Origin of the sequence: Streptomyces sp. BPTC-684, from assembly GCF_030028635.1 — a bacterium.
GTDB classification, from domain to species: domain Bacteria; phylum Actinomycetota; class Actinomycetes; order Streptomycetales; family Streptomycetaceae; genus Streptomyces; species Streptomyces noboritoensis.
Genome location: NZ_CP124863.1, coordinates 5,345,123 through 5,357,696 on the forward strand (window position 1 = coordinate 5,345,123; position 12,574 = coordinate 5,357,696).

Genomic DNA, 12,574 nt, shown 5'->3' on the forward strand with positions numbered 1-12,574 from the left:
AACCCTGAAAAAAAGGGGGGTGCGGGGGCCGAGCCCCCCCACCCCCCTTCTTCCGCGCTTACTGCGCTCCCGGCCGGACCAGTCCGCTCTCGTACGCGTACACCGCCGCCTGGACCCGGTCGCGCAGCCCCAGCTTCGTCAGCACATGGCCGACGTGCGTCTTCACCGTCGTCTCGCTGACGAACAGATCCGCGGCGATCTCCGCGTTGGAGAGCCCGCGGGCCACCAGCTTCAGCACCTCGACCTCGCGGTCGGTGAGCGTGTGCAGCGTGTCCGGGACCGGCTCCTCGCCCGAGGGCAGGTGGTCCGCGTACTTGTCGAGCAGACGGCGGGTGATCGACGGGGCGAGCATCGCCTCGCCCGCCGCGACCACCCGGATCGCCTGGACCAGCTCATTGGCGGGCGCGTCCTTCAGCAGGAAGCCGCTGGCCCCCGCCTTGAGCGCCTCCACCACGTACTCGTCGAGGTCGAACGTGGTCAGCACCAGCACCTTCGCCGGGCCGTCCTTGCCCGGGCCGCTGATCTGCCGGGTCGCCTCCACACCGTCCATCCGGGGCATCCGGATGTCCATCAGCACCACATCGGGCTGGAGCGCCCGCACCTGGTCGAGGGCCTGGAGGCCGTCGCCGGCCTCGCCCACCACCGCGATGTCCTGCTCGGCCTCCAGGATCATCCGGAAACCGGTGCGCAGCAGCGGCTGGTCGTCGACCAGTAGGACGCGGATAGCCACGGGAACTCCTCATCAGGATTGCTGGACCGGGTCCATTCTGCCCTGCTCATCCTGCGTCACCCCGGCTGGGAGCACCTGGAGCGGGCTGTGCCTGCCCGGGGGCGACCCCCGGACCCCGGCCGGGCCGTCGCACCTCAGCCTGCGGAATCCCCGGCCGGGATCAAAGGAAGCGGCTGTGCTCACCCGGGGGGGGGGAACCCCCGGACCCCCGGCCGGGTCGTCGTACCTCAGCTTGCAGATTCCCCCGCCGGGATCAAAGGAAGCGGCTGTGCTCACCCGGGGGGCAACCCCCGGACCCCCGGCCGGGTCGTCGTACCTCAGCTTGCAGATTCCCCGGCCGGGATCAAAGGAAGCGGATAAGCCGGGGGAGTCCCCCCGAATTCCGGACAGACCGCCTGATGGTCGCACCAGCCGCACAGCTTGGTCGGCCGCGGCCGCCAGTCGCCCGTCTCGGTGGCCAGCCGGATCGCCTCCCACAGAGCGTGCAGCTTCCGCTCCACCTGGTGCAGATCCGCCTCCACCGGGTCGTACGTCAGCACGTCGCCGCTGCCCAGGTACACCAGCTGGAGCCGGCGCGGCAGCACGTTCTTCAGCCGCCACACCACCAGCGCGTAGAACTTCATCTGGAACAGCGCGCCCTCCGCGTACTCCGGACGCGGGGCCTTGCCCGTCTTGTAGTCGACGATCCGGACCTCGCCGGTCGGCGCCACGTCGACCCGGTCGATCACCCCGCGCAGCCGCAGCCCCGACTCCAGCTCCGTCTCGACGAAGAACTCCCGCTCCACCGGCTCCAGAAGCGTCGGATCCTCCAGCGAGAACCACCGCTCCACCAGCCGCTCGGCCTCCGCCAGCCACTTGGCCAGCCGCTCGCCGTCGGCGTCCTCGGCGAACAGCTCCGTCAGCTCCGGCTTCGACTCCAGGAGCCGGTCCCACTGGCCGGGGATCATCGCCTTCGCGCGCGGAGCGGTCCGCTCCGCCGCCGGGTCGTCGAAGAGGCGCTCAAGCACCGCGTGCACCAGCGTGCCGCGCGTCGCCGCCTCGCTCGGCTTCTCGGGGAGCTTGTCGATCACCCGGAACCGGTACAGCAAGGGGCACTGCATGAAGTCGTTCGCCCGCGACGGCGACAACGACACGGGGCGCTGGGCCGCCGCGGCCCCTCCGGTGCTCGTATCCATGACACAGACCCTACGACCCGCCACTGACAGCGAGCGGAATACCATCGACGACGAGCCCCCTCACACTGCATGATCGTGACAGAAGCACCGACGAAGGGACACCGTGGACGAGAGCGGCGACAGCAAAAGGCCGCAGTCCGGCGCGGGGGACGACGGTCCCGGCGCCGCGCCCGACAACGGCAAGTCGCCCCGTGGACGTGAGCCGGGCGGCGGAATCCTCATGGGGCGTCCCTTCGGCGTGCCGGTCTACGTCGCACCCAGCTGGTTCCTGGTCGCCGCCCTGATCACCTGGGTCTTCGGCGGCCAGCTCGACCGCGTGCTGCCCGAGCTCGGGGCCGCCCGCTACCTCGTCTCGCTCTTCTTCGCGGTCGCCTTCTACGCCTCGGTGCTGGTCCACGAGCTGGCCCACACGGTCGCCGCGCTGCGCTTCAAGCTCCCCGTGCGCCGCATCCAGCTCCAGTTCTTCGGCGGGGTCTCCGAGATCGAGAAGGAGACCGAGACCCCGGGCCGCGAGTTCGTGCTCGCCTTCGTCGGCCCGCTGCTCTCCCTGGTCCTGTCCGGGCTGTTCTACGTCGGGATGCAGGCCGTCGAGCCCGGCACCGTCCCCGGCGTCCTGCTCGCCGGGCTGATGATCTCCAACCTGATCGTGGCGGGCTTCAACCTGCTGCCCGGTCTGCCGCTGGACGGCGGCCGGATGCTCCGCGCCGTGGTGTGGAAGATCACCGGCAAGCCCATGAGCGGCACCGTCGCCGCCGCCTGGGTCGGCCGCGCCCTCGCCGTCACCGTCCTCATCGGCCTCCCGCTGCTCACCCAGACCGGCGCCCTCGGCAACGCGCCGGAAGAGGTCGACGGCATGGACACCGTCACCGACGCGCTGCTCGCCGCGATCCTCGCCGCGATCATCTGGACCGGCGCGGGCAACAGCCTGCGCATGGCCCGGCTGCGCGAGCACCTGCCGGAGCTGCGCGCCCGCAACCTCACCCGCCGGGCCGTCCCCGTCGAGTCGGCCACCCCGCTCTCCGAGGCGCTGCGCCGGGCCAACGAGGCCGGGGCGCGCGCCCTGGTCGTCGTCGACGGCCACGGCGACCCCACCGGCCTGGTCCGGGAGGCCGCCATCGTCGGCGTGCCGGAGCACCGCCGCCCCTGGGTCGCGGTCAGCGGGCTCGCCCAGGACCTCACCGACGGCATGCGCGTCCCGGCCGAGCTGGCCGGCGAACCGCTACTGGACAAGCTCCGCGCCACCCCCGCCACCGAGTACCTGGTGGTCGAGGAGACCGGGGAGATCTACGGAGTGCTCTCGGCGGCCGACGTCGAGAAGGCCTTCGTGGCGGCGATGGCCCGGCCCACCCCGTAACCCCGCCCACGGCCCCAGGGGCGCAGGCCGTGGCGTTCCCGGGTCAACAGGGCCGGTACCCTGTTCGTATGTCCGAACCGACCGGTGCCGCCCGCCGTCGCGGGCCCTTCAAGGTCGGGGACCAGGTCCAGCTCACCGACCCCAAGGGACGCCACTACACGTTCACGCTCGAAGCCGGGAAGAACTTCCACACCCACAAGGGTTCCTTCCCGCACGACGAGCTGATCGGCGCTCCCGAGGGCAGTGTTGTCCGTACCACCGGGAACGTCGCGTACCTCGCGCTGCGCCCGCTGCTCCCCGACTACGTCCTGTCCATGCCCCGCGGCGCCGCCGTGGTCTACCCCAAGGACGCGGGGCAGATCCTGGCCTTCGCCGACATCTTCGCCGGCGCGCGCGTCGTCGAGGCGGGCGTGGGCTCCGGCTCGCTCAGCGCCTTCCTGCTGCGCGCCATCGGCGACCACGGCATGCTCCACTCCTACGAGCGCCGCGCGGACTTCGCCGAGATCGCCCAGCAGAACGTGGAGCGCTACTTCGGCGAGCCGCACCCCGCCTGGCAGCTCACCGTCGGCGACCTCCAGGACAACCTGTCGGACACCGACGTCGACCGCGTCATCCTCGACATGCTCGCCCCCTGGGAGTGCCTGGACGCCGTCTCCAAGGCGCTGGTGCCCGGCGGCATCCTCTGCTGCTACGTGGCCACCACCACCCAGCTCTCGCGCACCGTCGAGGCCATCCGCGAGATCGGCTGCTTCGCCGAGCCGCAGCCGTGGGAGTCGATGATCCGCAACTGGCACGTGGAGGGCCTCGCCGTCCGCCCCGACCACCGGATGATCGGCCACACCGGCTTCCTCGTCACCGCCCGCCGCCTCGCGGACGGCGTGGAGCCTCCGCTGCGCCGCCGCCGCCCCGCCAAGGGCGCGTACGGCGACGACTACGAGGGCCCCAACAAGGACTGACGAGCCCGTCAGCTCAACGCACCGGCGCCGCCGCCGAGTTCCCGGAGACTCCCGGGAACTCGGCGGCGGCGCTTTTCCGTTGGACATTTGGACATACGGACAGACGTTGATGGGCGCGGGGCGCCAAGGGGGCGCACAACCTCCGGACCCCGCTGTTCCGCCCGACTGTGACGTGTGGCACGATGCTGGCCACTCCCACCACCCGCACCGCCCCTCACAGGAGACCTCCCGCGTGCAGACTGCCGCCGTCCCCGAGCTCGCGCACACCCACGCCCGCCCGGTGCACTGGCTGGCCACGGCCGCCGCGATGGCCGGTGTCGTGGCGCTGGCCGGCTGGCTGCAGCCCGACGCCGCCAAGGCCTCCCAAGGGGCCGCGGGGGCCCGCGCGGCAGCGGCTCCGGCCCCCGACGCGGCGGCCGTCTCCTACCCGCTCCAGTGCGGCACGGTGGGCACCCAGGTCGCCTCCCACGCCGAGGGCGACCTCGACGGCGACGGCAGCCCCGAGACGGTGGCCGTCGTCCACTGCCGGGCCGGCTCGGGCACCCCGCCGAGCGGGATCTACGTCCTGACCCGGTCCGCCGTGAAGGGCGCCCCGCCGCGCCTGGTGGCGACGCTGGCCGACCCGGGGGAAAGGCTCAGCGTCTCCAACCTCGCGGTCCGGGAGGGAGCCGTCACGGCCACCCTGCTCGGCTACTCCTCACCGGACGTGCCGCGCTGCTGCCCCGACGAGGAGCGCGACGCCAAGTGGCGCTGGCAGGGCGGGAAGTTCGTCCGGAGCGCCCAGTCCCAGGCGCTGGGTGTGTGATCCGTCACTCAGCGTACGGACTTCGTCACGTACCGTCTCAGTCGGCGTCCGGCCCGTAGACCTCGACGCTGTCCGAAACCCGTCGTACGTGAATGCAGTCGCCCGGGCAGTCCTTCACCGAGTCGACGACGTCCTGGAGCAGCGGCAGCGGGACCGGCGTCACGGCGCCCGGCGACTGCAGCAGCTCGTCCTCGGCGCTCTTCACATACGCCAGACCGTCGATGTCCAGCTCGAAGACCTCGGGCGCGTACTGGACACAGATGCCGTCGCCGGTGCAGAGCTCCTGGTCGATCCAGACTTCAAGAGCGTCGTTCATGTCGCCTGCCGTTCGTGCGCGGTGCTGTGTTCGTACGGGGTGTCACACCGGCCAAGGTGGCCGAGCAATCGGTACCAGTCCTGACGGGTGTTGACCGACTCGACGATACAACCGCCCGCTTTCCGATGTTGATGGGTGGGTATTCCCCTGGCGTGAGGGAGAGCGCAAGGGTGAAGATCGGACACACCCCGCAGTCTTTGTGATCTAGGGGTTTCAATCACCACCCGCCCAGGTAGGGTCAGGAAGCGTCCAGCTCCCCTTGGAGGAGGTGAGGACCGTGGCAGCCCACGACGACGACATCAACCGCGGCATCCGGCCCGGGCGGGGGTCTGAGGACCCAGCCGGCCAGGTTGCCTATCTAGAGCAGGAAATCGCCGTCCTGCGACGCAAGCTCGCCGACTCTCCGCGTCATACGAGGATTCTCGAAGAGCGGATCGTCGAGCTGCAGACCAACCTGGCGGGCGTGTCCGCGCAGAACGAGCGGCTCGCCAATACGCTCCGCGAGGCCCGGGACCAGATCGTGGCCCTCAAGGAGGAGGTCGACCGGCTCGCACAGCCGCCGGCCGGCTTCGGTGTCTTCCTGCAGTCCAACGAGGACGGCACCGCCGACATCTTCACCGGGGGCCGCAAGCTCCGGGTGAACGTCAGCCCGAGCGTCGAGCTCGACGAGCTCCGGCGCGGCCAGGAAGTCATGCTCAACGAAGCGCTCAACGTGGTCGAGGCCATGGAGTTCGAGCGCGCCGGGGACATCGTCACCCTCAAGGAGATCCTGGAGGACGGCGAGCGCGCCCTGGTGGTCGGGCACACCGACGAGGAAAGGGTGGTGAGGCTCGCCGAGCCGCTCCTGGACATCACCATCCGCCCCGGCGACGCCCTGCTGCTCGAACCCCGCTCCGGCTACGTGTACGAAGTGGTTCCCAAGAGCGAGGTCGAGGAACTGGTCCTCGAAGAGGTCCCGGACGTCGACTACGACAAGATCGGCGGACTCGGCGGCCAGATCGAGATGATCCGCGACGCGGTCGAGCTCCCGTACCTCTACCCGGACCTCTTCAAGGAGCACGAACTGCGGCCGCCCAAGGGCATCCTGCTCTACGGCCCGCCCGGCTGCGGCAAGACGCTCATCGCCAAGGCCGTCGCCAACTCGCTCGCCAAGAAGGTCGCCGAGGTCACCGGTCAGCCCGCGGGGAAGAGCTACTTCCTCAACATCAAGGGCCCCGAACTCCTCAACAAGTACGTGGGAGAGACCGAGCGGCACATCCGTCTCGTCTTCCAGCGAGCCCGTGAGAAGGCCAGCGAGGGCACCCCCGTCATCGTCTTCTTCGACGAGATGGAGTCCCTCTTCCGCACCCGCGGATCCGGCGTCAGCTCGGACGTGGAGAACACCATCGTCCCCCAGCTGCTCGCCGAGATCGACGGTGTGGAAGGCCTGGAGAACGTCATCGTCATCGGCGCCTCCAACCGCGAGGACATGATCGACCCCGCGATCCTGCGGCCCGGCCGGCTCGACGTCAAGATCAAGATCGAGCGTCCGGACGCGGAGGCCGCCAAGGACATCTTCGCCAAGTACCTCACGGCGTCCCTGCCGCTGCACTCGGACGACCTGTCCGAACACAGCGGTTCCAAGGACGCCGCGGCACACGCGATGATCCAGTCCGTCGTCGAGCAGATGTACGCGGAATCCGAGGAGAACCGCTTCCTGGAAGTCACGTACGCCAACGGCGACAAGGAAGTCCTGTACTTCAAGGACTTCAACTCCGGCGCCATGATCCAGAACATCGTGGACCGGGCCAAGAAGATGGCCATCAAGGCCTTCCTCGACCACAACCAGAAGGGCATCCGCGTCTCCCACCTCCTCCAGGCCTGCGTGGACGAGTTCAAGGAGAACGAGGACCTGCCCAACACCACCAACCCCGACGACTGGGCCCGCATCTCCGGAAAGAAGGGCGAACGGATCGTGTTCATCCGTACCCTCGTCACCGGAAAGCAGGGCGCGGACACCGGACGCTCCATCGACACCGTGGCCAACACCGGTCAGTACCTGTAGCACACAGGGCGGCTGCGGGTGCCCGACCGGGGCATCCGCAGCCGACTGCTTTTCCGGCCGAAATCAGGCCACAGACAGACCAAGAGCAATGACGGAATTGATCTCCCCACCAGCGCAAAGGCGTTCTAGGCTCTTCCGTACCGCCGAGTCGCGCAGTGCGGGGACGGGCACCGCACACGCACCGGAGAAACAGCGGTACTTGAGCGCCGCTCCCGGAGGGGAGCGCCGCCGGGCAAGGAGGGCCGCATGACCGTACGGCGAGTAATGGGCATCGAGACGGAGTACGGCATCTCCGTCCCCGGCCACCCCAATGCCAATGCCATGCTCACCTCGTCCCAGATCGTCAACGCGTACGCCGCGGCGATGCACCGGGCGCGCCGCGCCCGCTGGGACTTCGAGGAGGAGAACCCGCTGCGGGACGCCCGCGGCTTCGACCTCGCCCGCGAGGCCGCCGACTCCAGCCAGCTCACCGACGAGGACATCGGCCTCGCCAACGTCATCCTCACCAACGGGGCACGGCTCTACGTCGACCACGCCCACCCCGAGTACAGCTCGCCCGAAGTCACCAACCCGCGCGACGCGGTGCTCTGGGACAAGGCGGGCGAGCGCATCATGGCCGAGGCGGCCGAACGCGCGGCGCAGCTCCCCGGCGCCCAGCCGATCCACCTCTACAAGAACAACACCGACAACAAGGGCGCCTCCTACGGCACGCACGAGAACTACCTGATGAAGCGGGAGACCCCGTTCAGCGACATCGTGCGCCACCTCACCCCGTTCTTCGTCTCCCGCCAGGTCATCACGGGAGCGGGCCGCGTCGGCATCGGCCAGGACGGCCACGAACACGGCTTCCAGATCAGCCAGCGCGCCGACTACTTCGAGGTCGAGGTCGGTCTGGAGACCACCCTCAAGCGCCCCATCATCAACACGCGCGACGAGCCGCACGCGGACGCGGAGAAGTACCGACGGCTGCACGTCATCATCGGCGACGCCAACCTCTCCGAGATCTCCACGTACCTCAAGCTCGGTACGACGGCCCTTGTCCTCTCCATGATCGAGGACGGCTTCATCAACGTCGACCTCGCCGTCGACCAGCCGGTGCGCACCCTCCACCAGGTCTCCCACGACCCCGACCTGCGCCACCTCGTCACCCTGCGCAGCGGCCGCACCCTCACGGCCGTACAACTCCAGATGGAGTACTTCGAGCTCGCCCGCAAGTACGTGGAGGAGCGGTTCGGGGTCGACGCGGACGACCAGACCAAGGACGTCCTCGGGCGCTGGGAGGACGTGCTCAACCGGCTGGAGAACGACCCGATGAGCCTGGCCGGCGAGCTCGACTGGATCGCCAAGCGGGAGCTCATGGAGGGCTACCGGCGGCGCGACGGCCTCGGCTGGGACGCGGCCCGGCTGCACCTGGTGGACCTCCAGTACGCCGACGTACGGGCCGAGAAGGGCCTCTACAACCGCCTGGCGGCCCGCGGCAGGATGAAGCGGCTCCTCGACGAGCCCGCGGTCGCCCAGGCCCGGACGAAGCCCCCGGAGGACACCAGGGCGTACTTCCGCGGCCGCTGCCTGGAGCAGTACGCGGACGACGTCGCCGCGGCCTCCTGGGACTCGGTGATCTTCGATCTGCCGGGCCGCGATTCGCTCCAGCGCGTGCCAACCCTGGAACCGCTTCGCGGAACGCGTAATCACGTGAAGGAGCTGCTCGACCGCTGCCGGACGGCCGAGGATCTGGTCCGGGTGCTCTCGGGCGGCTGACCCGGGGCTGAAAAGTCGGCGGCGTGGGAAACACAGAGGTAGGCCCCGCACGTTCCATCAAGTGCGGGGCCGATGTCAGGCCCTGCTTGTAGGGTCTGATCAAGGACATCGAACCGAGCGGGGTGAGGTAGATGGCGACCAAGGACACCGGCGGCGGACAGCAGAAGGCCACGCGTTCCACCGAGGAGGTCGAGGAGCAGGCCCAGGACGCGCAGGCTTCGGAGGACCTCAAGGAGCGCCACGAGAAGCTCTCGGACGACGTCGACTCGGTGCTGGACGAGATCGACGATGTCCTGGAGGAGAACGCGGAGGACTTCGTGCGCTCCTTCGTTCAGAAGGGTGGACAGTAGTCCACGGATGTGAACGGCGAGGGGTGTGGGTGAGGGAGCGACGGCTCCCTCCGACGGGGCGGCGCCCGGCGTGCCCAACCCGCCCTTCCGCCCTCGCCGTTCATGTGGATCACCGCCACGAGACGGGTAAGGTCCGTGGCGTACTGTGCTTCAACTGCAATTCGGCCATCGGCAAGTTGGGAGACGATCCCGACACTGTTCGTCGGGCTGCCGCCTACCTGGAGGGAACCTCGTGGAAGCCAACACTCGTGGCACAGGGCGTCTACCAGCTGCCTTCCTGACGCCGGGCTCGTCCTCGTTCATGGACTTCCTGTCCGAGCACTCGCCCGAGATGCTGCCCGGCAAGCGGGTCCTGCCGCCCGTGCAGGGGCACGTGGAGGCGCCGCACGGCACGACCATCGTGGCGGCGACGTTCCCCGGCGGCGTGGTGCTCGCCGGTGACCGGCGGGCGACGATGGGCAACATGATCGCCCAGCGCGACATCGAGAAGGTCTTCCCGGCGGACGAGTACTCGGCGGTGGGCATCGCCGGTACCGCGGGCCTCGCCGTGGAGATGGTCAAGCTCTTCCAGCTGGAGCTGGAGCACTTCGAGAAGGTCGAGGGCGCCACCCTCTCCCTGGAGGGCAAGGCCAACCGGCTCTCCACCATGATCCGCGGCAACCTCGGCATGGCCATGCAGGGCCTGGCCGTGGTCCCGCTCTTCGCGGGGTACGACGTGGACCGCGAGAAGGGCCGCATCTTCTCGTACGACGTCACCGGCGGCCGCTCCGAGGAGCACGGCTACGCGGCCACCGGCTCCGGTTCGATCTTCGCCCGAGGCTCGATGAAGAAGCTGTACCGCGAGGACCTGACCGAGCAGCAGGCCACCACCCTGGTCGTCCAGGCGCTCTACGACGCGGCGGACGACGACTCGGCGACCGGCGGTCCCGATGTCGCCCGCCGGATCTATCCGATCGTCACCGTCATCAGCGACGAGGGCTTCAGGCGACTGACCGAGGCGGAGTCCTCCGAGATCGCCCGCTCGATCCTGGAGCGGCGTCTGGAGCAGCCCGACGGCCCGCGTGCCGCGCTGCTCTGAGGCCGTTCGGAGGCCGCAGAGATGACCCCGCCACTGACAGAAAGGGACGGATAGCCGGTGTCGACGCCGTTCTATGTCTCACCCCAGCAGGCCATGGCCGACCGCGCCGAGTACGCCCGCAAGGGCATCGCGCGCGGCCGCAGCCTCGTCGTGCTGCAGTACGCCGACGGCATCGTCTTCGTCGGCGAGAACCCGTCCCGCGCGCTGCACAAGTTCAGCGAGATCTACGACCGGATCGGCTTCGCGGCCGCCGGCAAGTACAACGAGTACGAGAACCTCCGCATCGGCGGAGTGCGCTACGCGGATCTGCGGGGATACACCTACGACCGCGACGATGTGACGGCCCGCGGCCTGGCGAACGTGTACGCGCAGACGCTGGGCACCATCTTCTCCAGCGTCGGCGAGAAGCCGTACGAGGTGGAGCTGGTGGTCGCCGAGGTCGGGGCGACCCCGGAGGAGGACCAGATCTACCGGCTGCCGCACGACGGCTCGATCGTGGACGAGCACGGCTCGGTCGCGGTCGGCGGCAACGCGGAGCAGATCAGCACCTTCCTCGACCAGCGCCACCAGGACGGCATGTCGCTGGCGGAGGCGCTGAAGCTGGCCGTGCAGGCGCTGTCGAACCAGACCAACGGCGCCGAGCGGGAGATCCCCGCGGAGCGTCTGGAGGTCGCGGTCCTCGACCGGACGCGGCCGCAGCAGCGCAAGTTCAAGCGGATCGTCGGGCGTCAGCTGACCCGTCTCCTGCAGACGGAAGAGGCGAGCGCCGAGCCGACCGAGGTGCCGTCGGACAACGACGACGAGTAGAGGCTTCGGCCCGCTCGACGTACAGGCCCGTGCCCCGCCGTTCCTCACGGCGGGGCACGGGCCTTTCCGCTTCCGGACCGGGTCAGACCGCGGGCGGGGCCGTGGAGCCGCGGACGACCAGGGCGACGGGCAGGTCGCCCGCCTCGGGCTCGCGGCCGTCCAGGACGGCGAGCAGTGCGGCCATACCGCGCTCGCCCACCTGCTCGGCGGGCAGCTGGACGGTGGTGAGTTCGGGTTCGAGGGCGGTGGCGAGGGCGAGGTCGTCGAACCCGGCCACCGAGACGTCGTCGGGGATGCGCAGTCCGAGCCGCCGGGCGGCCTTGCAGGCTCCCGCCGCCAGGATGTCGTCGTCGCAGACGAGCGCGGTGGGACGGGGGCCGGGGCGGGTGAGGGCGTGCTCGGCGGCCCGGCGGGCGGCGTCGACGGTGAGCGCGGAGGGCACGGTCAGGACCTCGGCGCCGGGTGCCCGGCGCAGTGCCTCCTCCAGGGCGCGGCCGCGCACGTGGAAGGTCCAGGAGTCCACGGCCGAGGCGAGGTGGGCGAATCTGCGGTGGCCGAGGCCGAGCAGATGGTCCGTCACCTGCCGTATGCCGTCGGCGATGTCGAGGTTGACGCGGGCGGCGGGGCCGGCCTCGGCGGGGTCGCTGTCGAGCATCACGAGGGGCAGGTCGGTGCCCCGGATCCCGGCGAGGGCGTCGGCGGCCATGGAGGAGGCGATGACGCCGTCGAGGGCGGCGCTGGCCGAGTCGAAGGGGTCGCGGGCGGGGCCGACGCCGTCGGGGGAGGGGTAGAGGACCACACCGAAGCCGTGTTCGGCGGCTACGCGGGCGGCGCCGGTGTAGACGCGGGCGAAGAACTCGTTGGTGAGGGCGGGGACGACCAGCAGGGCGGTGCGGGTGCGGCCCAGGCGGAGGCTGCGGGCGGCGAGGTTGGGCCGGTAGCCGAGCTCGCGGGCGGCGTCGCGGACCAGGGCGGCGGTCTTCTCGGAGACGCGGCCGCGCCACTTGTCGCCGAGCACGAGGGAGACCGTGGCCTGGGAGACCCCGGCCGCGCGGGCGACGTCCCGGCTGGTCGGCTGGGTCTTCACGGGGTCCTCCGGCGGGGTGTGGCGGTTGGCTGCCCTTGCTCCGGGGTGGACCCGGGGGTTGTCGACATGGTACGTATGACGTCGAACGTTATACGTAAAACTAACGCGACCGAG

The 12,574-nt window shown here is 70.1% G+C and carries 12 protein-coding genes and 1 pseudogene; 9 read left to right on the forward strand and 4 right to left on the reverse strand.

The annotated features are described in order from the left end of the window. Positions 1–58: 58 nt before the first annotated feature. Together QIY60_RS23710 and QIY60_RS23715 are read right to left on the reverse strand one after the other, a co-directional pair. Positions 59–730 (reverse strand): response regulator transcription factor, encoded by a 672-nt coding sequence (locus QIY60_RS23710; protein ID WP_053723497.1) that lies wholly within the window; start codon positions 728–730, stop codon positions 59–61. Between the two features lie 317 nt (positions 731–1,047). Continuing rightward, positions 1,048–1,905, reverse strand: coding sequence for a RecB family exonuclease (locus QIY60_RS23715; protein ID WP_283144229.1), 858 nt, complete (start codon positions 1,903–1,905; stop codon positions 1,048–1,050). Positions 1,906–2,008: 103 nt separating this feature from the next. Between QIY60_RS23715 and QIY60_RS23720 the strand changes: the two genes are divergently transcribed. The 3 genes from QIY60_RS23720 to QIY60_RS23730 all read left to right on the forward strand — a co-directional run bounded on the left by QIY60_RS23720 (position 2,009) and on the right by QIY60_RS23730 (position 5,020). Further along, on the forward strand, positions 2,009–3,259 hold the full coding sequence (locus tag QIY60_RS23720; RefSeq protein WP_283144230.1) for a site-2 protease family protein: 1,251 nt from the start codon (positions 2,009–2,011) through the stop codon (positions 3,257–3,259). Between the two features lie 68 nt (positions 3,260–3,327). Further along, entirely contained in the window at positions 3,328–4,215 is an 888-nt protein-coding gene (locus QIY60_RS23725) for a tRNA (adenine-N1)-methyltransferase (protein WP_067156039.1), read from the forward strand. 232 nt (positions 4,216–4,447) lie between these two features. Then, positions 4,448–5,020, forward strand: coding sequence for a hypothetical protein (locus QIY60_RS23730; protein WP_283144231.1), 573 nt, complete (start codon positions 4,448–4,450; stop codon positions 5,018–5,020). Positions 5,021–5,057: 37 nt separating this feature from the next. Here QIY60_RS23730 and QIY60_RS23735 read toward each other — a convergent pair whose 3' ends face one another. Further along, positions 5,058–5,336: a ferredoxin gene (locus QIY60_RS23735; RefSeq protein ID WP_101387507.1), complete on the reverse strand. Its 279-nt coding sequence runs from the start codon at positions 5,334–5,336 to the stop codon at positions 5,058–5,060. A 277-nt stretch (positions 5,337–5,613) separates the two neighbouring features. Between QIY60_RS23735 and arc the strand changes: the two genes are divergently transcribed. From arc to prcA, 6 genes and pseudogenes are all read left to right on the forward strand, one after another. Further along, the gene (gene arc, locus QIY60_RS23740; protein WP_101387506.1) at positions 5,614–7,380 is read left to right on the forward strand and encodes a proteasome ATPase; all 1,767 of its coding nucleotides are present in this window, start codon (positions 5,614–5,616) and stop codon (positions 7,378–7,380) included. A gap of 246 nt (positions 7,381–7,626) precedes the next feature. Next, positions 7,627–9,138, forward strand: a complete 1,512-nt coding sequence (gene dop / locus QIY60_RS23745; RefSeq protein WP_349253944.1) for a depupylase/deamidase Dop — start codon at positions 7,627–7,629, stop codon at positions 9,136–9,138. Positions 9,139–9,269: 131 nt separating this feature from the next. Beyond that, the gene (locus tag QIY60_RS23750; RefSeq protein WP_030608326.1) at positions 9,270–9,488 is read left to right on the forward strand and encodes a ubiquitin-like protein Pup; all 219 of its coding nucleotides are present in this window, start codon (positions 9,270–9,272) and stop codon (positions 9,486–9,488) included. A 95-nt stretch (positions 9,489–9,583) separates the two neighbouring features. Continuing rightward, positions 9,584–9,769 (forward strand): annotated as a pseudogene (locus QIY60_RS23755) (endonuclease VII domain-containing protein); the annotation flags it as partial. Next, complete coding sequence (prcB, locus tag QIY60_RS23760) at positions 9,721–10,566, forward strand: proteasome subunit beta (RefSeq protein WP_190089644.1); 846 nt, start codon at positions 9,721–9,723, stop codon at positions 10,564–10,566. The pseudogene QIY60_RS23755 and the gene prcB, both read left to right, overlap by 49 nt. 57 nt (positions 10,567–10,623) lie before the next feature. Next, positions 10,624–11,373, forward strand: coding sequence for a proteasome subunit alpha (gene prcA / locus QIY60_RS23765; protein WP_283144232.1), 750 nt, complete (start codon positions 10,624–10,626; stop codon positions 11,371–11,373). A gap of 82 nt (positions 11,374–11,455) precedes the next feature. On the opposite strand, the gene QIY60_RS23770 is transcribed toward prcA, so the two are convergent. Continuing rightward, positions 11,456–12,460 carry a LacI family DNA-binding transcriptional regulator gene (locus QIY60_RS23770; RefSeq protein ID WP_283144233.1) on the reverse strand — a complete coding sequence of 335 codons (1,005 nt, stop codon included), beginning with the start codon at positions 12,458–12,460 and terminating at the stop codon, positions 11,456–11,458. Between the last annotated feature and the right edge of the window lie 114 nt (positions 12,461–12,574).

What these genes read in the sequence shown, in the direction of transcription:
- QIY60_RS23725 (WP_067156039.1), top strand. Translation starts at nt 3,328, where the DNA reads ATGTCCGAACCGACCGGTGCCGCCCGCCGTCGCGGGCCCTTCAAGGTC.
- QIY60_RS23750 (WP_030608326.1), top strand. Translation starts at nt 9,270, where the DNA reads ATGGCGACCAAGGACACCGGCGGCGGACAGCAGAAGGCCACGCGTTCC.
- dop (WP_349253944.1), top strand. Translation starts at nt 7,627, where the DNA reads ATGACCGTACGGCGAGTAATGGGCATCGAGACGGAGTACGGCATCTCC.
- QIY60_RS23715 (WP_283144229.1), bottom strand. Translation starts at nt 1,905, where the DNA reads ATGGATACGAGCACCGGAGGGGCCGCGGCGGCCCAGCGCCCCGTGTCG.
- QIY60_RS23735 (WP_101387507.1), bottom strand. Translation starts at nt 5,336, where the DNA reads ATGAACGACGCTCTTGAAGTCTGGATCGACCAGGAGCTCTGCACCGGC.